The organism is Arenimonas oryziterrae DSM 21050 = YC6267, assembly GCF_000420545.1.
Lineage (GTDB): Bacteria > Pseudomonadota > Gammaproteobacteria > Xanthomonadales > Xanthomonadaceae > Arenimonas > Arenimonas oryziterrae.
On sequence record NZ_ATVD01000001.1, the window covers coordinates 423,562 to 449,714 of the forward strand.

23 protein-coding genes are annotated in these 26,153 nt (G+C 66.7%); 15 read left to right on the forward strand and 8 right to left on the reverse strand.

Translation table 11 applies throughout. The features are described 5' to 3' along the window. The first annotated feature begins 16 nt into the window (after positions 1 to 16). The 12 genes from lpxD (at position 17) to G467_RS0102170 (ending at position 12,927) form a co-directional block, all read left to right on the forward strand. Positions 17 to 1,051 (forward strand): UDP-3-O-(3-hydroxymyristoyl)glucosamine N-acyltransferase, encoded by a 1,035-nt coding sequence (gene lpxD / locus G467_RS15045; RefSeq protein ID WP_022968078.1) that lies wholly within the window; start codon positions 17 to 19, stop codon positions 1,049 to 1,051. Beyond that, the gene (fabZ, locus tag G467_RS0102120) at positions 1,048 to 1,518 is read left to right on the forward strand and encodes a 3-hydroxyacyl-ACP dehydratase FabZ (protein ID WP_022968079.1); all 471 of its coding nucleotides are present in this window, start codon (positions 1,048 to 1,050) and stop codon (positions 1,516 to 1,518) included. Before lpxD ends, fabZ begins: the two co-directional genes overlap by 4 nt. Before the next feature lie 2 nt (positions 1,519 to 1,520). Then, positions 1,521 to 2,291 carry an acyl-ACP--UDP-N-acetylglucosamine O-acyltransferase gene (lpxA, locus tag G467_RS18230; protein ID WP_022968080.1) on the forward strand — a complete coding sequence of 257 codons (771 nt, stop codon included), beginning with the start codon at positions 1,521 to 1,523 and terminating at the stop codon, positions 2,289 to 2,291. 4 nt (positions 2,292 to 2,295) lie between these two features. After that, positions 2,296 to 3,459 carry a lipid-A-disaccharide synthase gene (lpxB, locus tag G467_RS15050; protein WP_022968081.1) on the forward strand — a complete coding sequence of 388 codons (1,164 nt, stop codon included), beginning with the start codon at positions 2,296 to 2,298 and terminating at the stop codon, positions 3,457 to 3,459. Beyond that, the gene (rnhB, locus tag G467_RS0102135) at positions 3,456 to 4,043 is read left to right on the forward strand and encodes a ribonuclease HII (protein ID WP_022968082.1); all 588 of its coding nucleotides are present in this window, start codon (positions 3,456 to 3,458) and stop codon (positions 4,041 to 4,043) included. The genes lpxB and rnhB overlap by 4 nt, the downstream gene beginning before the upstream one ends. Positions 4,044 to 4,310: 267 nt before the next feature. Beyond that, positions 4,311 to 4,832 (forward strand): DUF1232 domain-containing protein, encoded by a 522-nt coding sequence (locus G467_RS0102140; RefSeq protein WP_022968083.1) that lies wholly within the window; start codon positions 4,311 to 4,313, stop codon positions 4,830 to 4,832. Positions 4,833 to 5,079: 247 nt separating this feature from the next. Further along, complete coding sequence (locus G467_RS0102145; protein ID WP_022968084.1) at positions 5,080 to 5,721, forward strand: YkvA family protein; 642 nt, start codon at positions 5,080 to 5,082, stop codon at positions 5,719 to 5,721. A 186-nt stretch (positions 5,722 to 5,907) separates the two neighbouring features. Next, a complete protein-coding gene (dnaE, locus tag G467_RS0102150) occupies positions 5,908 to 9,426 on the forward strand; it encodes a DNA polymerase III subunit alpha (RefSeq protein ID WP_022968085.1) in 3,519 nt (1,172 codons plus the stop codon). A gap of 58 nt (positions 9,427 to 9,484) precedes the next feature. Then, the gene (locus G467_RS0102155) at positions 9,485 to 10,444 is read left to right on the forward strand and encodes an acetyl-CoA carboxylase carboxyltransferase subunit alpha (protein WP_022968086.1); all 960 of its coding nucleotides are present in this window, start codon (positions 9,485 to 9,487) and stop codon (positions 10,442 to 10,444) included. Between the two features lie 23 nt (positions 10,445 to 10,467). Next, positions 10,468 to 11,769 (forward strand): tRNA lysidine(34) synthetase TilS, encoded by a 1,302-nt coding sequence (gene tilS, locus G467_RS0102160; protein ID WP_051130364.1) that lies wholly within the window; start codon positions 10,468 to 10,470, stop codon positions 11,767 to 11,769. Between the two features lie 32 nt (positions 11,770 to 11,801). Next, positions 11,802 to 12,059 carry an exodeoxyribonuclease VII small subunit gene (locus tag G467_RS0102165; RefSeq protein ID WP_022968088.1) on the forward strand — a complete coding sequence of 86 codons (258 nt, stop codon included), beginning with the start codon at positions 11,802 to 11,804 and terminating at the stop codon, positions 12,057 to 12,059. Then, positions 12,049 to 12,927, forward strand: coding sequence for a polyprenyl synthetase family protein (locus G467_RS0102170; RefSeq protein WP_022968089.1), 879 nt, complete (start codon positions 12,049 to 12,051; stop codon positions 12,925 to 12,927). Before G467_RS0102165 ends, G467_RS0102170 begins: the two co-directional genes overlap by 11 nt. A 19-nt stretch (positions 12,928 to 12,946) precedes the next feature. On the opposite strand, the gene G467_RS0102175 is transcribed toward G467_RS0102170, so the two are convergent. Next, complete coding sequence (locus tag G467_RS0102175) at positions 12,947 to 13,282, reverse strand: DUF4870 domain-containing protein (protein WP_051130365.1); 336 nt, start codon at positions 13,280 to 13,282, stop codon at positions 12,947 to 12,949. A gap of 93 nt (positions 13,283 to 13,375) precedes the next feature. After that, the gene (gene pmbA, locus G467_RS0102180) at positions 13,376 to 14,734 is read right to left on the reverse strand and encodes a metalloprotease PmbA (protein WP_245559023.1); all 1,359 of its coding nucleotides are present in this window, start codon (positions 14,732 to 14,734) and stop codon (positions 13,376 to 13,378) included. A 39-nt stretch (positions 14,735 to 14,773) separates the two neighbouring features. On the opposite strand from pmbA, the gene yjgA reads away from it, so the two are divergent. Then, positions 14,774 to 15,316, forward strand: coding sequence for a ribosome biogenesis factor YjgA (gene yjgA / locus G467_RS15055; protein ID WP_081644566.1), 543 nt, complete (start codon positions 14,774 to 14,776; stop codon positions 15,314 to 15,316). 28 nt (positions 15,317 to 15,344) lie between these two features. On the opposite strand, the gene tldD is transcribed toward yjgA, so the two are convergent. The 4 genes from tldD to G467_RS0102205 all read right to left on the reverse strand — a co-directional run bounded on the left by tldD (position 15,345) and on the right by G467_RS0102205 (position 22,749). Next, a complete protein-coding gene (gene tldD / locus G467_RS0102190) occupies positions 15,345 to 16,787 on the reverse strand; it encodes a metalloprotease TldD (RefSeq protein WP_022968093.1) in 1,443 nt (480 codons plus the stop codon). A 61-nt stretch (positions 16,788 to 16,848) separates the two neighbouring features. After that, positions 16,849 to 20,673, reverse strand: coding sequence for a YhdP family protein (locus G467_RS15060; RefSeq protein WP_022968094.1), 3,825 nt, complete (start codon positions 20,671 to 20,673; stop codon positions 16,849 to 16,851). A 4-nt stretch (positions 20,674 to 20,677) separates the two neighbouring features. Next, the gene (gene rng, locus G467_RS0102200; protein ID WP_022968095.1) at positions 20,678 to 22,156 is read right to left on the reverse strand and encodes a ribonuclease G; all 1,479 of its coding nucleotides are present in this window, start codon (positions 22,154 to 22,156) and stop codon (positions 20,678 to 20,680) included. Between the two features lie 23 nt (positions 22,157 to 22,179). Next, positions 22,180 to 22,749 (reverse strand): Maf family protein, encoded by a 570-nt coding sequence (locus tag G467_RS0102205; protein ID WP_022968096.1) that lies wholly within the window; start codon positions 22,747 to 22,749, stop codon positions 22,180 to 22,182. A 96-nt stretch (positions 22,750 to 22,845) separates the two neighbouring features. Here G467_RS0102205 and G467_RS0102210 point away from each other — a divergent pair, with 96 nt between their 5' ends. Next, entirely contained in the window at positions 22,846 to 24,552 is a 1,707-nt protein-coding gene (locus G467_RS0102210; protein ID WP_022968097.1) for an alkaline phosphatase family protein, read from the forward strand. 55 nt (positions 24,553 to 24,607) lie between these two features. Further along, a complete protein-coding gene (locus tag G467_RS0102215) occupies positions 24,608 to 25,192 on the forward strand; it encodes a hypothetical protein (RefSeq protein ID WP_026802284.1) in 585 nt (194 codons plus the stop codon). 23 nt (positions 25,193 to 25,215) lie between these two features. Here the strand turns inward: G467_RS0102215 and rlmH are convergent, their stop codons facing one another. Both rlmH and rsfS read right to left on the reverse strand, forming a co-directional pair. Further along, positions 25,216 to 25,686, reverse strand: coding sequence for a 23S rRNA (pseudouridine(1915)-N(3))-methyltransferase RlmH (gene rlmH / locus G467_RS0102220; protein ID WP_022968099.1), 471 nt, complete (start codon positions 25,684 to 25,686; stop codon positions 25,216 to 25,218). Between the two features lie 13 nt (positions 25,687 to 25,699). Beyond that, on the reverse strand, positions 25,700 to 26,092 hold the full coding sequence (gene rsfS, locus G467_RS0102225) for a ribosome silencing factor (protein ID WP_022968100.1): 393 nt from the start codon (positions 26,090 to 26,092) through the stop codon (positions 25,700 to 25,702). Between the last annotated feature and the right edge of the window lie 61 nt (positions 26,093 to 26,153).

The window sequence follows — 26,153 nt, forward strand, 5'->3', positions numbered from 1 at the left end:
GAACGCGGGAGAGGTCATGATCCATCGCCTCTCGCAGATCGCCGAGCGCTACTCGCTGGAGTTCAGGGGCGACGGCGATGCCGCCATTGGCGGCGTCGCCACCCTGGAAAACGCGCAGGCCGGCCAGCTGGCCTTCCTCGCCAATCCCCTCTACCGGCAACAGCTCGCCGCGACCGCGGCGGGCGCGGTCGTGCTGCGCGCGGCCGATGCCGAGCACTGCCCGGTGCCCTGCCTGATCGCCAAGGATCCCTACGTGGCGTTCGCCAAGATCGCCGCCCTGTTCGAACCCGAACCGGTACGCACGGCCGGCATCCATGCCTCGGCAGTGATCGCGGCGGACGCCGTTGTCGCCGACAGCGCCAGCATCGGCGCGTTCGTCAGCATCGGCGCGCGTTCGCGCATCGACGCCGGCGCGATCGTCGGCCCTGGTTGCGTGGTTGGCGATGACTGCGTGGTCGGCGCCGGCAGCGAACTCGTGGCGCGCGTCACCCTGGTCACGCGCGTGCGCCTGGGCCAGCGCGTGCGTGTGCATCCGGGCGCGGTGCTCGGCGCGGACGGCTTCGGACTGGCGATGGATGCCGGCCACTGGATCAAGGTGCCGCAGTTAGGCGGCGTCGTGGTCGGCGACGACAGCGAGATCGGCGCCAATACCTGCATCGACCGCGGCGCCCTCGAAGACACCGTACTCGAGGAAGACGTGCGCCTCGACAACCAGATCCAGATCGGCCACAACGTGCGCGTCGGCGCCCATACCGCCATGGCCGGCTGCGTCGCCGTGGCCGGCTCGACGAAAATCGGCCGCTACTGCCTGATCGGCGGCGGCGCCGGCATCGTCGGCCACCTGAAGATCTGCGACAAGGTCCTGGTCACGGCGATGTCCCTGGTCACCCATTCGATTTCCGAGCCCGGCGAATATTCGTCCGGCACGCCGATCCAGCCCAGCCGCGACTGGCGCCGGAATGCGGCCCGCTTCAAGCATCTCGACGAGCTCGCGCGTAAAATCGGCCCCCACAAGACCGGTGCCCCGCTCCCGGCCAAGGAAGAAGAATGACTGCTGCCTCCGTCGCGTTGCCCGTGGATGTCACCCGCATCCAGGCCCTGCTGCCGCACCGCTATCCGTTCCTGCTGGTGGACCGCGTGGTCGAGCTCGAAGCGCACAAGCGCATCCGCGCGATCAAGAACGTGAGCGTCAACGAGCCGTTCTTCCAGGGCCATTTCCCCGGCCACCCGGTCATGCCAGGCGTGCTCGTCATCGAGGCGCTGGCGCAGGCCGGCGGCCTGTTGACGCAGTTGTCCCTCATCGCCGACGGCGCCACCGAGAAACAGGAAAAGCTGTTCTACCTGGTCAAGGTCGACAACGCGCGCTTCTCCAAGATGGTCGTGCCCGGCGACGTGCTCGAACTCGAGGTCTCGCTCAAGCGCGTGATCCGCAACATGGCCATGTACGACTGCGTCGCCAGCGTGGACGGCAAGGAAGTCGCGCGCGCCGACATCCTCTGCGCCGAAGGCAAGGCCTGAGCATGATCCACCCCAGCGCCAGCATCGACCCGAGCGCAAGCCTGGGCGCGAACGTCAGCGTCGGCGCCTTCACCGTCATCGGTGCCGATGTCGTGATCGGCGACGGCACCCGCATCGGCTCGCACTGCACGATCACCGGTCCCACGCGCATCGGTCGCGACAACGTAATCCATGCCCATGCCGCGCTCGGCGGCGATCCGCAGGACAAGAAATTCGCCGGCGAACGCACCGAACTGCTGATCGGCGATCGCAACACCATCTTCGAATTCACCACCTTCAGTCGCGGCACCGGCGACGGCGGCGGCATCACCCGCGTCGGCGACGACAACTGGATCATGGCCTACGTGCACATCGCGCACGATTGCCAGGTCGGCAACCACGTCATCCTCGCCAACAACGCCACGCTCGCCGGCCATGCCGTCGTCGAAGACTGGGTGATCCTCGGCGGGTTCGTCGGTATCCACCAGTTCTGCAAGATCGGCGCGCATGCCTTCGTCGGCATGGGCAGCCTGATCAATGCCGACGTGCCGCCGTTCGTGCTGGTCGCCGACAAATACGCCGAGCCGCGCGGCATCAATGCCGAAGGCCTCAAGCGCCGCGGTTTCGATGCCGAGCGCATCGCCTCGATCAAGCGCGCGTATCGCACCTTCTTCATGTCCGGCAAGCCGATGGCCGAAGCCAAGGCCGAGCTCGCCGAAAGCGCACAAGGTTCCGAAGACGTGCGCCGCATGCTCGAGTTCATCGAAGCCAGCCAGCGCGGCGTGTTGCGCTGATCCGATGCGCATCGCCCTGGTTGCCGGCGAAGCCTCGGGCGACTTGCTCGGCGCCGGGCTGATCGAAGAACTGCGACGCCGTCATCCGCAAGCGCAATTCGCTGGCATCGGCGGACCGAAGATGCGCGCCGCCGGCATGGACTGCTGGTACGACTGCAGCGAACTCGCGGTCATGGGCCTGGCCGAAGTCCTCAAGCACCTGCCGCGTCTGCTGCGCCTGCGCGGCAAGCTGCGCGAACGCCTGCTGGAATGGCAGCCGGACGTGTTCATCGGCATCGACGCGCCCGACTTCAACCTGGGCCTGGAAAAACGCCTCAAGCAGGCCGGCATCCGGACCGTGCACTACGTCAGTCCCTCGGTCTGGGCCTGGCGCGAAGGACGCGCGCGCAAGATCGGACTCAGCGCCGATCGCGTGCTGTGTCTGTTCCCGATGGAACCGCCGATCTACGCACGACACGGCGTCGATGCGCGGTTTGTCGGACATCCGCTCGCCGACACGTTCGAGCTGTTGCCAGACCGTCAGGCCGCGCGAGCGACGCTGGCCCTGGAAAACGACGACCGCCCCACGCTCGCCCTGCTGCCCGGATCGCGTCTCGGCGAAATCCGGCGCCTGCTGCCCGATTTTCTCGGTGCGGCCACGATCCTCGCGCAAACCCTGCCCGAGCTGCGCGTGCTCATTCCCGCTGCGAATGCCGATTGCCGCCGCGCGATCGAACAACTGCTTGACGCACCGGAGCGTCCGGCCGGTCTGCCGGTCGCGCACATCCGCGTGCTCGACGGCCAGGCGCACGAGGCGATGGTCGCCAGCGATGCCGTGCTGCTCGCCTCTGGCACCGCCGCGCTCGAGGCGTTGCTCGCCAAGCGGCCGATGGTCGTGGGCTACCGCATCTCCACGCTGACCTATCGCATCGTCATGGGCCTGGGCCTGATGCGCGTGGACCGCTACAGCCTGCCCAATGTGCTCGCCAACGAACCGATCGTGCCCGAACTCATGCAGCACGATTGCACGCCGGAAAAACTTGCCGGCGCCTTGCGTCCGTGGTTCGAAGACGCCGAGGCGGTGTCCGGTCTGCAATCGCGCTATCTCGCCATCCACGAACGCCTGCGCCAGGGCGCCAGCGCGCGCGCGGCGGAAGCGGTGCTGGAACTCGCGACCTCGCCGCGTTGAACGCACTCGCGCGCATCGCCGGCGTCGACGAAGCCGGACGCGGGCCGCTGGCCGGTCCCGTGGTGGTGGCCGCGGTCATTCTCGATCCGCAGCGGCCGATTGCGGGCCTCAACGATTCCAAGAAACTCAGCGAACGCCGGCGCGAAGACCTGTCGCCGCTGATCCTGCGCGATGCGCTTGCCTGGCACATCGAATTCGTCGGCCCGGATGAGATCGACCAGCTCAACATCTTCCATGCAACGATGGCCGGCATGCGCCGCGCCGTGTGCGCGCTGCCGATCGCCGCGACCCATGCACTTGTGGACGGCAACAAGATTCCGCCCGGACTGCCCTGCCCGGCCGAGGCCCTGGTCAAAGGCGACGCCCGCGAACCGGCGATCATGGCCGCGTCGATCCTCGCCAAAGTCGCGCGCGACCGCTACATGCTGCAGCTGCATTCGCGTTTTCCGGGCTACGGTTTCGACCAGCACAAGGGCTATCCGACGCCCGTGCACCTGGCCGCGCTGCAACGTCTGGGACCGTGCGCCGAACATCGCCGAAGTTTCGCGCCGGTGCGGCAGGCGAGCTTTCCGGACCTCGGCTGAGCCGCGCGCGGGCATTCTGAATCGCATGACCTCCGGCCCGTGCACGCGCCGGCCGATCGGAGTAATTTTGTTGCTGCACCCTGCGACGGGCGCGGTTGCGGACGGCCACACGCCGACCAGCCGACGCAGCCCCCTCTGACGGCCGGCAGCGAGGCTGCCATGCGCCATCCTGCCCCCACTCCCGCGAAATCCGCGCTTCCCTTGCCGCCCGCGCGCCACGCCCATCGGCGCCATCAGGCGGGTTCCCTGCACTTGTCAGCCGAGGCCATGGATCGCTTCAACGACCTGCTGCACGACCTGCATCCGGACGCACCGCATGTCGATGCGGACGCCATCGCCAGCGTTGCCCGCTGGCTGCAGGCGCAGCCTGCCGACGAACGCGATGCCTTGCTCGACGCCCGCCTGGACCGGCTCGCCGAGATCCGCGCGATGCGCCACGATCCCGACTGGTCGATCGAACCAGCGCAGGCACAACGCATCGACCGGCTGCTGGCCTACGTCGCCCAGGCCGACGATCTGATTCCGGATGCGACGCCGGTGCTCGGACGTCTCGATGATGCGCTGCTGGTCGAGCTGGTGTGGCCCACACTCGCCGACGAACTCGACGACTACCACGACTTCTGCGTCTACCGCGACGACGCCGAGGCAAAACCGCGCCGCCGGCCCACGCAGCAGACCTGGTTGAACGCACGCCGCGAAGAAGGCGCGCTCTGGGAACAACTGCATCGCGTGCACGAACGCGCGTACGTCGACTACGGCGCGCCGGAATCGGGCCTGCACGTGCGTTGAGATCGTCGCGAAGATCGCGATACGCGAACGCCGTCGCGCGCAGGACAACGGAGGCGGATACGGGCCTCCGTTGCGCCGCGGACGGCTGAAAACACATGACTTCCAGCAGGGTTTCGCCCTGCGCGCGCGGCTGCGCTAGTCCGAAGGTCATGGCGACCAAAGGCCCGCGCAAGAAAACCTGCAACCTTTCACACTTCGCCGGCATCGATATCAATGCAAGGCCAACAAGGGCCACGACGAGGCAACCATGAACACTTCCGCGCGTTTCCAAGCCAACCATTCCGAACCGTTCCCGTTGCGCCTGCCGGCACCGCATGCGCAGCCGCGTCGGAACAGCATCGCCGGCGTCGCGATCAACGACGACGCGATCGGCGACTTCAACGTCGAACTGCGCGCCTTGTCCGCGCAGGCGCCGATGGTCGACGCCGACCAGGTCGTCAGCCTGATCCGCTGGTTGCAGACGCTGCCGACGGAAACCGCCGTCGCCACGATCAACCTGCGCATGGCACGCGTGGAATCGCTGCGCCGCATGCTGCACGACCCGAACTGGGAAGTGTCGACCGAGTTCGCCGCGCGCATCCGCCAGCTGCTCGGCTACATCAATCGCTTCGACGATCTGATCCCGGACGAGTTGCCGCTGATCGGCCATCTCGACGACGCCTTGCTGGTCGAACTGACCTGGATCGAATTCGCCGGTGAAGTGCAGGACTACCGCGACTTCTGCCGCTTCCGCAGCGAAAACCACATCCGCGGCGATGCCGGCGAACAGCGCGCGGCGTGGGAAAGCGATTGCCTGGCACAGGCCAACGACCTGCTGCTGCGCCAGGAGATCCGTGTGCGCGGTTACGCCCGTCCGGCGGCCATGCAGCGGGTGTTCCGCGTCTGCTAAGCGGAGGCGGCGGAAGGGCCGCTGCCGAGGATTTTCGCAACGATCGTCTGGACTCCGGGGCGGACAGGATTCAGGGCCTGTCCGCCCCGGCGTTTTTGAGCGGGACGCTGGCGCAAACCGGGCTGTCAAGCCTTGTTGCCACCCACCCCCGGGCCTAAGCTGGGCACCTGCTTCCCGGCACTCCGCATGGCCCCCACGTTCGTCCATCTGCACCTGCACAGCGAGTATTCGCTGACCGACTCGACGCTCCGCATTCCGGAGCTGGTCAAGCGCTGTGCCGAGCTGGGCCTGCCGGCCGTGGCAATCACCGACACGAGCAACCTGTTCGGCTTGGTGAAGTTCTTCAAGGCCGCCGAGAGCGGCGGACTCAAGCCGATCGCCGGCAGCGACGTCTGGATTGCCGAGGACGGCCAGCCGCCTGCGCGCCTGACCCTGCTGTGCCAGGACCAGGCGGGTTACCTGAGCCTGTCGCGCCTGATCTCCAGCGCCTACCTGGAAGGACACCGCGGCGATTTCGTCGCGATCGCCCACGACTGGCTGCTGCGCGAACAGGCCGGACTCATCGTCATCGCCGGCCGCGACAGTCCGGTCGGGCAACTGCTCGCCGCCGGACGCCGGGAGCCAGCGCGCGACTTGCTGCGCGAATGGCAAGGCGTCTTTGCCGATCGCGTGTATCTCGAACTCACGCGCACCGGCCGCGACGGCGAAGAAGCCTTCAATGCCGCAGCGCTGTCCCTGGCGACCGAGCTGGATCTTCCGGTCATCGCTTCCAACGACGTGCGCTTCCTCGAGCGCGAAGATTTCGAAGCGCACGAGGCGCGCGTGTGCATCGCCAGCGGGCGAGTGCTCGACGATCCCAAACGCCCACGCGACTACACGGCCGAGCAATACCTCAAATCGCCGGAGGAAATGGCCGAGCTGTTCGCCGACCTGCCCGAGGCGCTCGAGAACACCGTCGAGCTCGCCAAGCGCTGTAATCTCGAACTCGCGCTCGGCACGTATTACCTGCCCGATTTTCCGGTGCCGGGCGGATTCACGCTTGAGACCTGGATTCGCGACGAATCGGTGCGCGGCCTCGCCCATCGCCTGGAAAAGCATCCGATGGCCGACGGTTTCGAGCGCCGCGACTACGACGCGCGCCTGGACACCGAACTCGAAGTCATCAACAAGATGGGCTTCCCGGGCTACTTCCTGATCGTTGCCGACTTCATCAACTGGGGCAAACGCAACGACATCCCGGTCGGTCCGGGACGCGGTTCCGGTGCCGGCTCGCTGGTCGCGTGGGCGCTGGGCATCACCGATCTCGACCCGATGCGCTACGACCTGCTATTCGAGCGCTTCCTCAATCCCGAACGCGTGTCGATGCCCGACTTCGACATCGACTTCTGCATGGACCGGCGCGACGAGGTCATCGACTACGTCGCGCGCAAGTACGGCCGCGACAAGGTCAGCCAGATCATCACCTACGGCACGATGGCCGCGAAGGCCGCCGTGCGCGACTGCGGCCGCGTGCTCGGCTATCCCTACGGCTTCGTCGACAGCGTCGCCAAACTCATCCCGATGACCCTGGGCGTGAGCCTGGACGACGCGATGGGCGAGTCGGACGCGGCGAAGAAGGACAGCAATCTTTCCTCGGGCGAACTGATCGCGCGCTACAACAGCGAAGACGACGTCCGCGACCTCATCGATCTCGCGCGCAAGCTCGAGGACCTCACGCGCAATGCCGGCAAGCATGCCGGCGGCGTGGTCATCGCGCCGCGACCATTGACCGAATTCTCGCCGCTGTTCGCCGAACACGTCGGCAAGGGCGAAACCGCGAAATCGGTGGTCACGCAGTTCGACAAGGACGACGTCGAGGCGATCGGCCTGGTGAAGTTCGACTTCCTCGGCCTGCGCACGCTGACGATCATCGACTGGGCGGTGAAGGCAATCAATCTGCGCCGCCAGGTCGCGAACGAAGACGCGCTCGACATCCTGGCGCTGCCGCTCGACGATCCGAAGACCTACGCCCTGCTCTCGCGCGGCGACACCACGGCGGTGTTCCAGTTCGAATCGCGCGGCATGAAGGATTACATCCGCAAGCTGCAGCCACAGGTGTTCGAAGACCTGATCGCGCTCGCCGCGCTGTTCCGTCCCGGCCCGCTCGGCGCCGGCATGGTCGACGACTTCATCAACCGCCGTCACGGCCGCGCCGAGGTCAGTTACCCGCATTCGACACTGGAAGCGATCCTCAAGCCCACCTACGGCGTCATCGTCTACCAGGAACAGGTGATGCAGATCGCCCAGGTCCTGGCCGGCTATTCGCTCGGCGGCGCCGACCTGCTGCGCCGTGCGATGGGCAAGAAAAAGCCCGAGGAGATGGCCAAGGAGCGCGTCAAGTTCGAGGCTGGCGCCGAAGCCAATGGCATCAATGCGAAGGTCGCCTCGTCGATCTTCGACTTGATGGAAAAATTCGCCGACTACGGCTTCAACAAATCGCACTCGGCCGCGTATGCCCTCGTCGCCTATCAGACCGCGTGGCTGAAGGCGCACTACCCGGCCGAGTTCATGGCCGCGACCCTGTCCTCGGACATGGACAACACCGACAAGGTGGTGAACTTCCTCGAGGATGCCCGCGCGATCGGATTGAAAGTACTGCCGCCCGACGTCAACTCCTCCGAGTTCATGTTCAAGGCGCTGGACGCGAAAACCATCCGCTACGGCCTGGGCGCGGTCAAAGGCGTCGGCCGCGGCGCCTGCGAGGCGATCGCCGAGTCGCGCCTGCGCGAAGGAAATTATCGCGACCTGCTCGATTTCTGCCGACGCGTCGACAGCAGCAAGCTCAACCGCCGCGTGCTCGAAGCCCTCGTGCAAGCCGGCGCGCTCGACAGCCTGGGCGCGAATCGTCCGTCGCTGATGCTGCAGCTGCCCGAAGTCATCAAGGCGACCGAGCAGCTCGCGCGCGAACGCGAGGCCGGCCAGGTGTCGCTGTTCGGCGGCGGCAGCGAGGTGCCGGAAATCCATCTCGACTTGCCGACCGCCGCAGATTGGCCGCTCGAACAAAAGCTCATCGGCGAACGCGAAACGCTCGGCCATTTCCTCAGCGGACATCCGCTCGATCCGTGGAAGGACGAACTCACCGCGCTGGTCGGCTACACGCTGGGCGACGTCGACAAGCTGTGGGCCGACAAGAAAGACCGGCGCGGCGAAGCGCAGGTCGTGCTCGCCGGCTTGGTCACGCAGGTGCGCCGGCGCGGCGACAGTCAGGCCTTCGTGCAGATCGAGGACACGCGCGGGCGTCTGGAATGCGCGTTCTTCAGCGACAGCTTCGCCGAGTACGCCTCGCTGCTGTCGCGTGATCGCATCATCATCATCGAGGGTGGCCTGCGCGAGGACAGTTTCAACGGCGGGTTTTCCCTGCGTGCGCGCCAGTGCTGGGACTTCCGCACGTTATGCGCGCAACAGGGCCGGCGTCTGTCGCTGACTGTGGACCTGCGCAAGGTGGGCGCCTGGGAAAAACTCCAGCAGACCCTGCTGCCGTACCGTCCCGGCGGCACGCCGCTGCGCCTGGACCTGCTGACGCCGGCCTCGCGCGGCACGGTCGATCTCAACGGCCCCAATTCGGTCCGGACGGACGCCGAGCTCATCAACGCCCTGCGCGCGCTGCCGGGCATCAGCGCCGTCAGCCTGGCCCTGCACCGGCCCTGGGCAGGCGCGGAGCGCTGATCCCGCCCTCCCGGCCGGCCTGCTAGTATTCCCTCTCTGCTTTCCAGCCAAAATCCGCATGAATCCGAACTATCTCGACTTCGAACAGCCCATCGCCGACCTGGAAGCCAAGATCCAGGAACTGCGGCATGCCAGCACCGGCCCCGCGGTCAATATCGATGCCGAAGTCGGCGGTCTGCAGGACAAGTTGCGCACGCGCACCGCCGAGATCTTCAAGGCGCTCACGCCCTGGCAGATCTCGCAGCTCGCGCGCCATCCGCAGCGGCCTTACACGCTCGACTACATCGGCCTGATCTGCGACGAATTCCACGAACTCGCCGGTGACCGCGCCTTCGCCGACGACGCCGCCATCGTCGGCGGCCTGGGCCGCATCGACGGCCGCGCCGTGGTGATCATCGGCCACGAAAAAGGCCGCGACACCAAGAGCAAGGTCCGGCGCAATTTCGGCATGCCGCGCCCCGAGGGTTATCGCAAGGCCCTGCGCCTGATGAAACTCGCCGAACGCTTCAACCTGCCGCTGATCACGCTTATCGACACCGCCGGCGCCTGGCCGGGTATCAATGCCGAAGAACGCGGGCAGTCGGAAGCGATCGCACGCAATCTGCTGGAGATGGCCGAGCTCAAGATTCCCGTGATCTGCACCGTCATCGGCGAAGGCGGCTCCGGCGGCGCGCTCGCGATCGGCGTCGGCGACCGCACGCTGATGCTCGAATACAGCACGTACTCGGTGATCACCCCCGAAGGCTGCGCCTCGATCCTGTGGAAAACCGCCGACCGCGCGAAAGACGCCGCGGAAGCCCTCGGCCTGACAGCAACGCGCCTGATCGAACACGGCCTGATCGACCGCATCGTTCCCGAACCGCTCGGCGGCGCGCACCGCGACCCGGTCGCGATGGCCGCCACGCTCAAGCGCACCCTGCTTGAAGAACTCGACGCGCTCGAAAAATTCGATCTGCCCACCCTGTTGCAGAACCGCTACCTGCGTCTGCGCAGCTACGGGGCGTACGAAGCGGCGTGAATTGTCGGACATGCCGGTGATCGATGGACTCTGACTCGCAGCTTGCGGGAATCGATCTGAGTCCTTTCGACGGGCAAGATCGTGTGCTTGTTGGATTCAGCGGCGGCATGGATTCGACCGCCCTGCTGCATCTCCTCGCACACTCGCGCGAAAACCTGCGGCCCGTACGCGCGATCCACGTCAATCACGGCCTGCATGCCGACGCCGATCGGTGGACGCGGCATTGCCAGGACGTGTGCGCGGCATTGGGTGTCGAACTCATCGTCGCGAATGTCAGCGTGTCGCGCGACGGTGCCTTCGGTCTCGAAGCCGCGGCACGCGAGGCGCGTTACGCGGCGTTCGCCGAGCATCTGCATCCCGGCGAAACACTCGCCCTCGCGCACCATCGCGACGATCAGGCCGAGACGGTCTTGTTGCGCCTGCTGCGCGCGTCCGGCAGCGACGGTTTGTCGGCGATGCAGGTCACGCGGCCGTTTGCCGGCGGCCTGCTGTGGCGGCCCTTGCTCGCGGTGCCGCGTGCGGATCTGCTGGCCTATGCGCGCACGCACGGACTGGCGTGGATCGAGGATCCCTCGAACGACGATCACGCACTGGACCGCAATTTCCTGCGGCAGTCCGTGCTGCCGCTGATCGCGCAACGCTGGCCGCAAGCGGCCGCGTCGCTGTCGCGCAGTGCGGCCCTGCTCGCCGAAGACGCGGGCCTGCTGCGCGCGGAAGCGGAAAAATACCTTGCCCAGGCGCAGGGCGTGGATCCCGCAACCTTGTCGACCGGGACGCTGAAGGGACTGAGCGCGCCCTGGCGTGCGCGCGTCCTGCGCGCCTGGCTCGATGCGCTCGGATTGCCGCCTTTGCCTGGACCGGCGTTCGCGATCATTGATACCCAGTTGCTCGGCGCCCGCCCCGATGCGGAACCGGTCTATCGCTGGGCCGGCCAGGTGCTGCGTCGGTGGCGCGGTCTGCTGCATGTCGAAACGGCGCGTCCGGTACTGCCGCCGGACTGGCAGACCGAGTGGGATGGCATGGAGCCGCTGCGGCTGCCGACCGGCGACACGGTGAGTTTGGTAAGAGCGGGCCTTGTGGGAGCGGGTCTGACCGCGATGCGCGTCGCGGCGCGCCAAGGCGGCGAACGCATCACCCTGCCCGGTCGCCAGCATTCGCATGCGCTCAAGCAGGCATTCCAGGATTTCGGCATTCCGCCCTGGGAACGCGAGCGCCTGCCGCTGCTGTTCGCAGCCGACGGCGAATTGCTGGCGGCCGGCGATGGCGTGATTTCCGCGCGCCTGGCCGCGAGCGAGGTCCGGCTGGTGTGGGATCGGATGCATTGACCCGTGCGCGCCCGCGCGGTCACACTTGCGCCATGGCCGCCAAGACCCCCGCAACGCCGCCGTCCCCCGTCGCCGCTTTCGAACGCTCGCTCGATGAGCTCGAACAGCTGGTGCAAAAGATGGAAAAAGGCGAACAAAGCCTCGACGACTCGCTGATCGCGTACGAGCGCGGCGTCGCCCTGTATCGCCAGTGCCAGACCGCGCTCGAGCAGGCCGAATTGCGCGTGCGCTTGCTGACCGATCCGACCCGTCCGGAATCGGCGGAAGATTTCTCCGGCGATGTCGGCTGACCTGCAGGCCGCGCGCTGGGCCGAACGCGTCGAATCCGCTCTCGAACGCAGCCTCCCGGCCGCATCGCAGATCCCCCGCCGTCTGCACGAAGCCATGCGCCACGCCGCGCTCGGCGGCGGCAAGCGCATCCGGCCGCGTCTGGTCTACGCCACCGGTCATCTGCTGCAGGCCGACGAGGCCGCCTTGGACTGCGCGGCGGTGGCGATCGAACTGATCCACGCGTTCTCGCTCGTGCACGACGACCTGCCGGCGATGGACGACGACGACCTGCGTCGCGGTCGCCCGACCGTGCACGTAGCCTTCGACGAAGCGACCGCGATCCTGGTCGGCGACGCCCTGCAGGCCCTGGCCTTCGGCGAGCTCACGCGCGCGCCCTTGCCTGCCGAGACCCGGATCGCCCTGGTGGCATGCCTAGCCGACGCCTCCGGCTCCCTGGGCATGTGCGGCGGCCAGCAGCTGGACATGGACGCGACCGGGCAAACCCTTGCCCTGCCGGCCCTGGCGCGCCTGCACGCGATGAAGACCGGCGCCCTGATCCGCGCGGGTGTGCGCATGGGCGCGCTCGTCGGAGGCGCCGACGACGCCCTGCTGGCGCGCCTGGACAGCTTCGCAGCCGATCTGGGCCTGGCCTTCCAGATTCGCGACGACATCCTCGATGTCGAGGCCGATGCCGCCCAGCTGGGCAAGACTGCCGGCAAGGACGCGGCGCAGGACAAATCGACCTATCCGTCCCTGGTCGGGCTGGACGGATCGAAGGCGCTGCTGCGCGAACTCGCGGACAAAATGAAAGCGGCCCTGGGGCCGCTTGGAGACCGCGCCGACGCCTTGCGCGTCGTAGCGGAATTCGCGATCGCGCGGGCCAGTTGACCCGCGCGATCCGAACGAATTACTTGATCAGGCGCAGCGCGAACGGATAGCGGTAATCGACGCCTTCGTTGGCCTTCATGCCGGCCATGATGCACAGGATCAGGTTGGCCAACAGGATCACCGGAATCAGCAACATGCCGATCAGCACGAAGGTGAGCACGCCGGCGACCATGTAGGCAATGAAGATGGTGATCTGGAAGTTCAACGACTCGACCGCCTGACCATTGAGCCAAGCCTTGTCGGCCTTGTCCTTGTTGATCAGCCAGATGACCAGCGGGCCGATGAAACCGGCAACGATGCCGGAGAGATGGCCGATCATCGCCATGGTCTTGTCGTCTTGAGACACGTCACTCATTGCCTTTCCCCTCGTAAATGGATGGACCGTGCACCCTCCGTGCACTGGGCGTGAATTTCCGCCCCGGCGGGCGTCATGTCAACCCACGGACTTTCAGCGGGAACCGGCCACGGTCATTCGTCCCAGCAAAAGCGAGCCCATGGCCACGTGCGAGCGCCGGTCCACGTCGGCGCCGATGGCCTCGATCGAGCGGAACATCTCGCGCAGGTTGCCGGCGATGGTGAGCTCGTCGACGGGGTGCGCGATCTCGCCCTTTTCGACCCAGAAGCCCGCCGCGCCGCGGGAATAGTCGCCGGTCATGGCATTCACGCCCTGGCCCATGAGCTCGGTGACCAGCAGCCCGCTGCCCATGCGTCCAAGCAGTTCTTCCTGCCCGGCGGCATTGGCCGTGACGCTGAGATTGTGGATGCCGCCGGCATTGCCCGTGGTCGCCAGACCCAGCTTGCGCGCGGAATAGGTGCCGAGCACATACCGGCTGAGCACGCCGTCGCGGACCAGATCCTGCTGGCGCGTGCCGACGCCGTCGGCATCGAACCAGGCCGAGCGCAGGCCGCGACGCAACTGCGGCGTCTCCACCATCGACAGCCAGTCCGGGAACAGGGGCGTGCCGACCGCATCGAGCAGAAAGCTGGCGCGCCGATACAGCGCACCACCGGACACCGCACCCAGCAGGTGTCCGACCAGGCTGCGGGCCATTTCCGCGGAAAAAAGCACCGGATAGTCGCCCGTCGCGATCGAGCGCGGTGCCAGGCGCGCGACGGTGCGCAGCGCCGCGCGGCGACCGACGGCAGCCGGCGATTCGAGCTCAGCGGCATCGAGCGCGGTCGAATACCAGTAGTCGCGCTGCATCGCATCATCCTTGCCGGCGATCAGCGAGCAGCTGAGCGAGTGATGCGTGCTGCGCTCGCGACCGACGAAGCCGTGGCTGTTCGCGTAGACGGCGATGCTCTGCCCCGAGCTCAGCGATGCGCCGTCGGAATTGCTGATGCGCGCGTCCGCCTCGCGTCCTGCGGCTTCGGCCTGCAGGGCCTGTTCGATGGCGTGGTCGGCATCGATGTCCCAGGGATGCCACAGATCGAGATCCACGGCCTGCCTGGCCATGAGCTCGGCCTCGGCAAGGCCCGAGGCGCTGTCCTCTTCGGTGAAACGCGCGATCGCACAGGCCTGGTCGACGGTCGCCTCCAGGCTGCTCGCCTGCAGGTCGGCGGTGCTCGCCGTGCCCTTGCGCTGACCGAAATACACGGTCAGCGCGATGCCGCGATCGCGATTGCGCTCGACCGTTTCCACCTCGCCCAGGCGCACGTTCACCGACAGGCCCTGGTCCTCGCTGAGCGAGACTTCGGCCTGGCTCGCGCCGCGGGCCCGGCAGCGGGCGATGACCTGTTCGGCGAGCTCGGCGAGGTGGTCGGTGTACTGCGCCGGATCGGCGGATTTGGTGATGTCGGTCGTCATGCCCATACTATGCGCCAACCCGAAGATTTGATGAATGCCATGCGCGGTATCGAAGAGGAAAGCGGCGAGTTTCTCGGCCCCAGTCGCGGCGAATTGCGTCGCGAGGCATTGGCCGTGCTCGAGCTCGCCGAGCGCCTGGTGAAACTGCCGCATGCGCGCCTGCTGCAATTGCCGCTGAGCGAAGACCTGGTCGGCCACGTCATGGACGCGCAACGCATCACCGCGCAGATCGCGCACAAGCGGCAGGTCGGCTTTCTGGCCAAGAAACTGCGCCGAGAAGACGACGAACTGCTCACGTCGCTGCGCACTGCACTCGATCACGACAAGAGCGAGTCGCGACGCGAGAACGCCGCCCTGCACCGCATCGAAGCCCTGCGCGATCGTCTGATCGAAGAAGGCGATTCGGCGCTGTCGGAAATCGTCGCCGAACACCCGCATGCCGACCGCCAGCATCTGCGCCAGCTCGCCCGCAATGCCAAGGAAGAGAAATTGCGCAACAAGCCGCCGCATGCGTATCGCGAATTGTTCCGCGAGCTGCGCGAGCTCATGAACGCCGACGCCGAAGACCCCTCGGATCCGTGACAGTAGGAGCCAGCTTGCTGGCGACCCGCTAAGCCTGCGTCCCACCCACCGTCATCGCATCGATCTTCAGCGACGGCTGACCGACGCCGACCGGCACACTCTGACCGTCCTTACCGCAGACGCCGACGCCGGCATCGAGCTCGAGGTTGTTGCCGACCATGCTCACGCGCGTCATGACTTCCGGACCGTTGCCGATCAGCGTCGCGCCCTTGACCGGCCGCGTGATCTTGCCGTCCTCGATCAGATAGGCCTCGCTGGCCGAAAACACGAACTTGCCGCTGGTGATGTCGACCTGGCCGCCACCGAAGTTCGGCGCGTAGAGACCTTTCTTCACCGACGCGACGAGTTCGGCGGGATCGTAGTTGCCGGCGAGCATGTAGGTATTGGTCATGCGCGGCATCGGCAGGTGCGCGAAACTCTCGCGCCGGCCGTTGCCGGTCGGCGTCATGCCCATCAGGCGCGCGTTCAAGGTGTCCTGCAGGTAGCCGCGCAGGATGCCGTCCTCGATCAGTGTCGTGCACTGCGTCAGCGTGCCTTCGTCGTCGATGTTCAGCGAGCCGCGACGCCCCATCAGCGTGCCGTCGTCGACGATGGTCACGCCCGGCGCGGCCACACGCTCGCCGATGCGTCCGGAGTACACCGAGGTGCCCTTGCGATTGAAATCGCCTTCCAGGCCGTGTCCGACGGCCTCGTGCAGCAGCACGCCCGGCCAGCCCGGCCCGAGCACGACCGGCATCGTGCCGGCCGGCGCTTCGCCGGCCTCGAGGTTGACCAGCGCCTGACGCAGGGCCTCGCGCGCGATGGCTTCGGGCCGGCCGCCGGAAAACAGTTCTTCGTAAGAGAAACGACCGCCGCCGCCGGAATAGCCGGCCTCGCGCTTGCCGCCGTCCTCGACGATGACCTGCACGTTGAAGCGCACCAGCGGCCGCACGTCGGCAGCGATCACGCCGTCGCTGCGCGCGACCAGCACGGTGTCGACACCGCCGGTCAGACTGACGATGACCTGGGTCGCGCGCGGATCGATGTCGCGCACGAAGCGGTCGATCTCGCGCAACTTCGCGACCTTGGTTTCGGCGTCGAGCCCGTCGATCGGATCGAGCGCCGAATACAGCTCGCGCCCCGGCACCACGATGCGCTGCGACGTCTGCGCGCTGTTGCCGTCGCGACTGATCGCGCGCGCCGCGGCGGCGGATTCGAGCAGGGCTTCGGCGCGGATGTCGTCGGAATAGGCGAAGCCAGTTTTCTCGCCGCTGATCGCGCGCACGCCGACGCCCTGTTCGATCGAATGCGCACCGTCCTTGACGATGCCGTCCTCGACCGTCCAGCTCTCGCGCCGGCTGTGCTGGAAATACAGATCGCCGAAATCCACGCCGGGTCCCATGAGCCGGGAAAAACTGCGGTCGAGTTCGGACAGGCCCAACCCGGCGGGCTGCAGCAGACGCGACTGGGCGAGTTCGAGCATCTGGCTCATCGGAATTCCATGGAAGGCATCACGCCACTAGCCTGACAGATGCGGCCGGAACGCGACAGGCTCAAGGCCCGCTGGGCGAACCGCGATCGCCGACGATGCTGCCCGCGCGCGGGGGGCCGCGTTCGGTGACCACGACCTTGGGCTCTTTCCACGAGCCGGTGATGTGATACACGACGCGCGTGGTCTGCTTGAGTGGTTTCTGCAACACCGCCTGTGCCATCGCACCGACCGCTGCACCGGCCGGTCCACCGGCCAGCATGCCGATCGCCGGCAGTACGCCGCCGGCCTTGGGCAGCACTTCCACACGCTGGTCGTAGGTCTGGTCGCGCAGGCCGGTGGTGCCGCTGACGCGGATTTCCGCCGCGGGGCCGTCGATGCGCAGATTATCCGTGCGCGCCTTGCCTTCGTTGAAGACGAAATCGCCCTTGGCTTCGTTGAAACTGAACCCCTTGGAGAAGAAGTCGCTGAAATCCAGACTCAGACGACGCGGAATCTCCGCAAGACTGAGCAGGCCGAGGATGCGGCCGGACCCGCCCGGCTCGACATCGAGCAGGCGGCCCTCGCCGACGTCGGCCTTCAGACTGCCGCTCAACGTCGCCAGACTGAAAGCACCGGGCGAACCGGGCCAACTGCCGGTCAGCGTGGCGCGCGTCTTGCCGCCGCTGACCATGCCGGCGAAGCCCAGTGCATCGAGCATCTGGCCCAGGCTGTTGGCGGTGAATTCGAGACGGAAATTCGAGCGCGTACCACGCTCGGCGCGCACCCATTCGCCCGCCGCGCTGAGGTTGAGCGTGCGCGCGCGGGTCTGGAACTTGTCCACGCGCAAGCCGTTGGGCAGCGGCGTCGTCTGCAATTCGGCCTGGCCCAGTTGCGCGTCGCCCATGCGCAGATCGGCGACGGAGAAACGCAGCGGCGGCAGTTTCGCCGGATCGTCGACTTCGATGGTCGCCGGCAGTGCGCCGGGCGTCGTCGTCGACGCGGCCGCCAGATGCAGCAGCGCGAAACGGCCTTGCACGCCGCGCGCGGCATCGTCGGAAATATCGATCGTGCCGTCGATGCCGGTGCCCTTGAGGCGGATCTGCGTGTTCGCCGCGCCGTGATCGAGCTGCAGATGCGTATCGGCGAACGCGCGGTCGATCAGATTGAGCTGCTTGGCCTGGATGTCGATGTCGTGCAGGACCGCGCCGCCCTCGCCCTTCGAGGAAAACGCGATCCAGCCGGTGGCGTCGAGCAAGGGCACGTCGCCGCGCACCGACAGACCGGCGACACGCGGCGGCGCCGCCGCACCGCCACCGAACTGCAGGCTGCCCAGCATCGGCGCATCCTTGCGCAGCACGCCGCGATAACGCAGCAGCTCGCCCAGACGCAGCGTGACTTCGCCCTGTTCAACCGGCAATGGCGTCTGCAGCTCCAGCGGCAGCGCGACGTCGGCGGCCTTGTTCAACGGGGCCGGCAGACTGAGTGCGCTGCCGACGAGATCGGTCGCCAGGTGCAGCTGCGCCGGCGGCGCGGTCTTGCCTTTTTCCCCGGCGGGAATGTCGACGCGCGCCTTCCAGGTGCTCTGCCCGCTGATCCAGGGTTTGAGCCAGGCCAGATTGTCGGTGCGATCAATCAGGGTCGGCGCGGTGAACCGGCCGTCGAGCGTGGCCTGCGCGGCCAGCCGGGGATCGTCGACGAAGGCGCCCACCTTGAGATTGAACACACCGGGCTGGTCGTCCAGATGGACCTTCAGCTCGTCGGCGGAAAAGCCGTGATCGGAAAAACGCGTGCGCCCACTGACGCGGCTGAAGCGAAGGTTCCAGCGCGAATCGGCCAGGCGCGCATCGCTCAGATCGACCGTGCCTTCGATGCGCTTGCCGCTGTGATCATGGCCCAGCGGCAAATCCATACGCAGCGCGACCTCGGCGCGACCGGCGATCGTCGCGGCCTTGAGGTGCTCACCGTAGGTGTCGTTGATCGGACTGGCGATCATCAGCTCGCGCAATTTTTCGCCGCTGCCGGTCGCGGCGATGTCGAGCGTGAGCAGGCTGTCGTGAAAACTCGCAATGCCGCCGCTGACATGGCTCACGTGATTGCCCTGGATGTCGCCGGTGCCCTCGAGGGTGAAACCGGGACCGTCGAAGGCCAGGTCCAGATTCATGTTCTGCGCGGCCGGCCATTGCTCGTTGAACTTGACCGTCGCGTTGCGGATCGTAGCGCGGGCATCGAAGGTGCCGGCATGATTGGCGAACGGCCAGTCGTCGAGATCGCCGCCGATCGCGATGCGGCCATTGACGACCTCGCCTTGGACGAGTGCCTGATCGAGCCACTTCACCGTGGTCGCCGGCATCTTGTGCATGATCCAGAACTTCTTCGCGGTCGCGAAACTCGACGGCGCCAGCGCTGCGGAGAGATCGAGCGTCGGCAGACTGCCATCGCCCTGGAAGCCGACCTGCACGCGCGTGTCGAAGGCGAAATCGCCGCCATCGATATGCAGTTGTTCGCTACCCAGGGTCCAGCCCGGACCGTTGCGCCACAGCGCCAAGGTTCCCGCGAGTTTGAGATCGAGCGTCTGGCGCAGTCCCGCCGGCCACTCGAACTTCACGGGCGTCGAATCCAGGCGCAACACGCCGCCGCGCTCGTCGAACTCCACGCGCCCCGCCAATCCCGACACGCCCGGTTTGGTGCCGTGAGGCTTGAGCGTGAGTCCGTCGATGCGCAGGCTACCGTGCCATTGACCGTTGCGCCGGCCCTGCACCGACACCTCGTGCAATACCGCCTGCGGCTGCGACTGCGCGAGGAAGGTGCGCAGGGAACGCGGCAGGCGGTCGCTCAGCGACAGCAGCGCGGACAAGGGCGACAGATCCAGTTCCTTGGCCTGCACGACGAAGCGTTCGCCGACCTGCGCCTGCAAGCCGCCCAGATGCGCGGTGTTCTTGCCCTGGGTGACATCGAGTTCGGGAATCTGCAATCGCCACGCGCCGCCGATCAAGGACCAGCGCGCCATCGTCTGCAGCCGGTCGAAACTCGCCGTGGCCGGCAGCAGGCGACCGTCCGAGGTCGGCAAGGGGTCCATCGATTCCAGCGACAGGTGCTGCAGGTCCGCCGCCAGCGTGACTTCGTCGATGCGCTGGTCGTGCAGCTTCGCCCACAGATTGGCCTGGGCCTGACCATCGCGCGGAACCAGGCCGACCTGCGCGAGCAGCGGCGCCCAGTGCGTGAGCACGAGATCGTCGCCGCCGGCCCAGAGTACGCCATCGAACCGCTTGCGCTGCATGTCCAGCACCACCGACATCGGCGCGCTCAGCGTATTCGACCAGACCGAGGCGCCGGCGCGCAGGCGTTTGTCGTCCACGCGCAGGCGCAGATCCACGCGCGGCAAGGCCATGTCGAGTTTGAGTTGCGGCGAGCGCACGGACAGCCGCGCTTTTTCGATCTGCAATTCGCCGAAGCCCTGCAGACGATCGAGCGGATCGCCCTGCGTCTGGTCCTGCGCAGGCAGGCCGAGCACGTGCCAGCGGCGATCGGCGTCCTGCACCAGGGTCAGCGACAATTCGCGGACCTTGAGTTCGGTCAGCGGATGATCGGGCAACAGGCCCGAATAGATCGCAACGAGCAATTCCGCGCGCCCGATGTTGAGCGTTTTCGCGCCATCGCCCACGCGCAGATCGTCGAGGATGAAACGCGGACCGCGCCGCGTCCATTCGGCGTGCGCATGACTGAAGCGCACCGGTTCGCCGACGCGCTCGCTGAGCCAGGCGGCGATCTTCTCGGGATTGCGCTCGACCAGCGGCAGCATCTGGTTGGCGACGCCGACCAGCAAGGCGACCAGGATCAGCAACACCAGCACGCCATAACCCAGCCAGCGGCGGGTGTGACGGATCCGGCGGCGCAGCGTCGTGGTCATCGGTTTACAGCAGCACCACGTCGAACTGTTCCTGCGCGTACTGCTCGTCCATCTGGAAGCGGATGCCCTTGCCGAGGAATTCCTCGAGCTCGGCAACCGCGGCCGATTCCTCGTCGGTGATCTTGGTCACCACTTTGGGCGAGGCGATCACCAGCAATTGCGAGGCCTCGAACTGGCGCACGGCCCGGGTGATCTCGCGGAAGATTTCGTAGATCACGGTTTCGGCGGTCTTGAGGCTACCGCGGCCGCTGCACTCGTGGCAGGGCTCGCACAGCTGGCGCTCCAGGCTTTCGGTGGTGCGCTTGCGCGTCATCTCGACCAGGCCCAGCGGCGAGAAATCGTAGACCGTGGTCTTGGCGTGATCGCGCGCGAGTCCTTTTTCGAGCGTGCGCAACACCTGGCGCTTGTGCTCGTCGTCGGTCATGTCGATGAAGTCGATGATGATGATGCCGCCGAGGTTGCGCAGGCGCAGTTGCCGCGCGACCGACTGCGCCGCTTCCAGATTGGTGCGGTACACGGTCTCCTCGAGATTGCGCTGGCCCAGGAACGAGCCGGTGTTCACATCCACGGTGGTCATCGCCTCGGTTTGGTCCACGATCAGGTAGCCGCCCGATTTCAGGGGGACTTCCTTCTGCATCGCGCGCTGGATCTCGTCCTCGACGCCGTACAGGTCGAACACGGGTCGTTCGCCGACGTAATGTTCCACGCGTTCGGCCAAATCAGGCATGAACTGCCTTGCAAAGGCCATCAGACGGTCGAAGGTCTCGCGCGAATCCACGCGCACCTTGTCGACGTCCTTGCGCATGAGATCGCGCACCGCGCGCAGCGGCAGCGACAGGTCGTCGTAGATGCGCTCGCCGACTTTCGTGGTGCCGCTGGCATCGCGGATGATCTGCCAGGCGCGGCGCAGGTAGTCGACGTCCTCGGACAGGGCTTCGGCCGACTGGCCTTCGGCATTGGTGCGCACGATGTAGCCGACACCGGACCCGTCGACAAGTTCGGCCATGATGGTTTTCAGGCGCGCGCGTTCGGTTTCGTCCTCGATGCGCGCCGACACGCCGATCACGCGCGAATACGGCAGCAGCACGAGATAACGCGAGGGAATGGAAATCTGCGTGGTCAGACGCGCGCCCTTGCCGCCGATCGGGTCCTTGACCACCTGCACGACGATTTCCTGGCCTTCATGCACCAGAGAGGTGATCGGCGGCGGCGCCGGCGGGGCCGGCTCTTCGCTCTCGCCCGGCTGCACCTGCGGCACGCGCATGATGTCGGACGCGTGCAGGAACGCGGCGCGGTCCAGGCCGATTTCCACGAAGGCCGCCTGCATGCCCGGCATCACGCGCTGGACACGCCCCTTGTACAGATTGCCGACCACGCCGCGCCGCGACGCGCGCTCGATGTGCAGTTCCTGCAGCATGCCGTTTTCCACCAGCGCGACCCGGGTTTCGCGCGGCGTGACGTTGATCAGGATTTCTTCGGACAAGGCGATCTCGCTTACGAAAGTGCTTAGGGGAGCAACTGGAATTTGCGCAGCAAGACGGCGGTTTCGTGCAGCGGCAGGCCCATCACGCTCGAATGGCTGCCGGAAAGATGGGCGATGAACGCCGCGGCGCGCCCCTGGATGCCGTAGGCACCCGCCTTGCCGAAGGCTTCGCCGGAGGCGACGTAGGCCTCGATCTGCGGCCCGGTGAGTTCGGCGAAACGCACGTCGGAAATGCTGGTCGCATGTTCCTCGCGACCGGCGCTGACCAGCCACACGCAGGTGATCACGCGATGCGTGCGACCCGACAACTCGGCGAGCATGCGCGCGGCATCGGCGGCGTCGGTCGGCTTGCCGTACACCGTATCGCCGAGCACGACTTCGGTGTCGGCGCCGAGCACGACGGCCTGCGGCGACGACATCACCTTGAGCAGGCCGGCACCAGCCTTCTCGCGGGCGACGCGGCTGACATAGTCCTCGGGCGGTTCACCGGGCTGACGCTGCTCGGGTACGTCCAGGTCCAGCAGACCGGGATCGAGGCCGAGCTGCCGGAGCAGTTCGAGACGTCGGGGAGATTTCGAGGCGAGATGGAGCATCGCCCAAGGATAGCTGCTGAGCCCCGCCACCGCAGCCTGTCATGGAACTGCCATCGGATCGGCCATACTGGCCCGATTCAGACCTTGTCCTTGCCCATGCGATCCAACTTCCGAATTGCCCTCCTGGCCGTGTTGGGACTCGCAGGTTGCGCCGCAACCCCCGTTTCCCGATCCCCTGCCCCTGCCGTCGCGACAACGACGGCGCCGATCACCGTGCCTGCCATCGCCCGACCCCAGGGCGAGTCGCCGGCCTGGTGGTTCCGCGCCGGGGCGGCGAGCGCGCAGTCGCGCGGCGCCGGACAGGCCCGAGCGAAAAACGTGATCCTGTTCATCGGCGACGGCATGAGCCTGCCCACGGTCGCCGCTGCGCGCATTTTCGAAGGCCAGTCGCGGCAGCAGCCGGGCGAAGAGAACCAGCTCAGCTTCGAGCGTTTCCCTTACACCGCGCTCAGCCGAACTTACAACACCGACAGCCAAACGCCCGACTCCGCCGGCACGATGACGGCGATGATCACCGGCGCGAAAACGCGCATCGGCATGCTCAGCGTCGGCCAGGAAGCACGTCGTGGCGACTGCGCCGCCGGAAAGAAGACGCCGCTCGCGACCGCCGTGGAAATCGCCGAGGCGGCCGGCCTGTCCACCGGCGTGGTGACGACGACGCGCCTGACCCATGCCACGCCTGGCGCGACGTATGGCCATGTCTCCGAACGCAACTGGGAGAACGATGTCGAGATGCCCGCCGACGCCAAAGCCGCCGGCTGCCTCGACCTGGCCCGGCAACTGGTGGGCTTCGACATCGGCAACGGCATCGAGGTCGCGATGGGCGGCGGTCGCAGCCAGTTTCTGCCCGCAGAAACGGAAGACCCCGAACGCGCCCGCGACAACGGGGTGCGCCTGGACGGCCGCAACCTGATCGAGGAATGGCAGCAGCGCCATCCGGACGGCCGCTATGTGTGGAACGGCAAGCAGCTGGCCGCGCTGGACCTCGCGCACACCGCGCACCTGCTCGGACTGTTCGAGCCCGACCACATGAACTACGAGCACGATCGCCGCAAGGATGCCGCCGGCGAACCCAGCCTCACCGAGATGACGCGCGCGGCGATCACGGTGCTCCAGCAGAATCCAAAGGGTTTTTTCCTGGTGGTGGAAAGCGGACGTATCGACCACGCCCATCACGCCAGCAATGCCTATCGCGCCCTGACCGAAACCATTTCGCTGTCGGACGCGGTGCGCGCCGCCACCGAGATGACCGACGAGGCCGACACCTTGATCCTCGTCACCGCCGACCACTCGCATACGATGAGCTTCGTCGGCTACCCGCAGCGCGGCAATCCGATTCTGGGCAAGGTCACCGGTGGCGCAAGCGAAGACGATGCCGCGGGCCTGGCGCGCGACAAACTCGGCCTGCCCTTCACCACGCTCAACTACACCAATGGCCCGGGCTATGCCGGCGCCAGCAGCCAGCAGCCCGCCGGACCGAAACATGCACCGCACACGCTGTCGATGGTCGAACCGGCGATCGGTCGCCCCGACCTGACGAATGTCGACACCCAGGATCCGGACTACCTGCAGGAATCGATGTGGCCGCTGTCGAGCGAGACGCATGGCGGCGACGATGTCGGCGTCTGGGCGCGCGGCCCGGGCTCGGCTGCGGTGCGCGGCTCGATCGAACAGAACACGATCTTCCACCTGCTCGTGCAATCGCAGCCGACGATGGTGAAACTGCTGTGCGACCTGGGCGATTGCGAGAACGGCGTGCCGGTGAAATTGCCGGCGCTCGGGTCGCTGCGCCCCAAAAAATAGTTCCGCTGCTGCTGCATCCCGTCGAACGGCGAGCGCGCCGGACAAGGAGACGCGTTTGTCATTTTCGGACACCTACTACGGCCAGGGCCCGGTTTCGACCCTGAGAAAGGTCGTCGTCAACGGCTTGATGGTGTGCATGGCGTTGATCGTGTACGAGCTTCTGTTCGCGAACTTCGTGCCATCCGAAGACTGGTATCGGATCGGCAATGGCCTGGCGATCGCTGCGGCCGTGGGCGCTGCCGCCGCGATGTATTGGGGCTATGCGACCGGGCGCATGCGCACGCAGGAAGGTGCATCGCTGTTCAACAAGGTCCTGATGTACACGCTGCTGCCCTTCATGCTCTACGCCATGTTCTGGATGATCATCGTCCACGCCCTGCCCGACCTAGTGACCCTGGCCGTCGGCGACCCGCACGAGGAACCGGCATCGTTGATCCGCGACGAATACCACGGCCGGCGCGGCTGCAGGTACCGCGTCGAGGGCGAGGCATTGCGGCGCAAGTTTCTCAGCCACGTCTGCATCGGCGAAATGTTTTTCGCCGAACTTCCCGATCGTCCCGTTGCGCTCGTGCTGAAGGGCAAAGCAACGTGGTTCGGATTCCACGTCTCGCACGTGGCGCGCGACACGACCTCTCCCTGATCTGATCGCCAGCGCGCGGGCTCCTACGCTCGATGGTAGGGATGGTTCGCGAGCAGGCTGCAGGCGCGATAGAGCTGTTCGGCGAGCACCAGCCGGACGAGCATGTGCGGCAAGGTCAGCGGGCCGAGCGACCAGCTTTCGTTCGCCGCGGCGATCACTTCCGGCGGATGTCCTTCCGGACCACCGATGAGAAACGCCAGATCGCGTCCCTGCTGGCGCCAGGCTTCGAGCCGTTGCGCCAGCTGTTCCGAAGAATACGGTTTGCCACGGCCGTCGAGCGTGACCACATGCGCCTGTTTGGGCAGGGCCGCGAGAACGCGCGTGCCTTCGTCGCTCATCGCGCGCGCCGCGTCACGGCCCTTGCCGCGCAAGCCCGGCGCGACCTCCGCCAGCTCCAGCGGGAGCCAGTGCGACAGTCGTTTCTGATATTCCGAAAAACCGCTGGCGACCCAGTCCGGCGCACGCTCGCCGACGGCGATGAGCCGGGCTTTCATGGTTTCGCGGAAATTATTCGGCTTCGGGCGGCTGGTCGCCGACCGTCCACAGACGTTCGAGCGCGTAGAACTCGCGAATGCGCGGCAGCATCACGTGCACGATCACGTCGCCCAGGTCCACGAGCACCCATTCCGCTTCGCGCTCGCCTTCCACGCCCAGCGGCATCACGCCGCATTTCTTCGCGAACTGCACCACTTCATCGGCGACGGATTTCACGTGACGCGTGGAGGTGCCCGAGACCACGACGAGATAGTCGGCGATGCTCGTCTTGCCACGAACGTCGATCTCGACCGCATCCTTGGCTTTCATTTCTTCCAGCGCTGCGTGCACCTGCTTGAGCAACGCTTCCGGCGACGGCGCCGGGTCCGGCATTTTGGTCTTGATGACGTGGGCTTGGGTGGTCAACGCGCTGTCTCGTGATGGGGGAATGGGTCCGGCAGCCGCGGTTCGCCGCGCCAGACCGGGG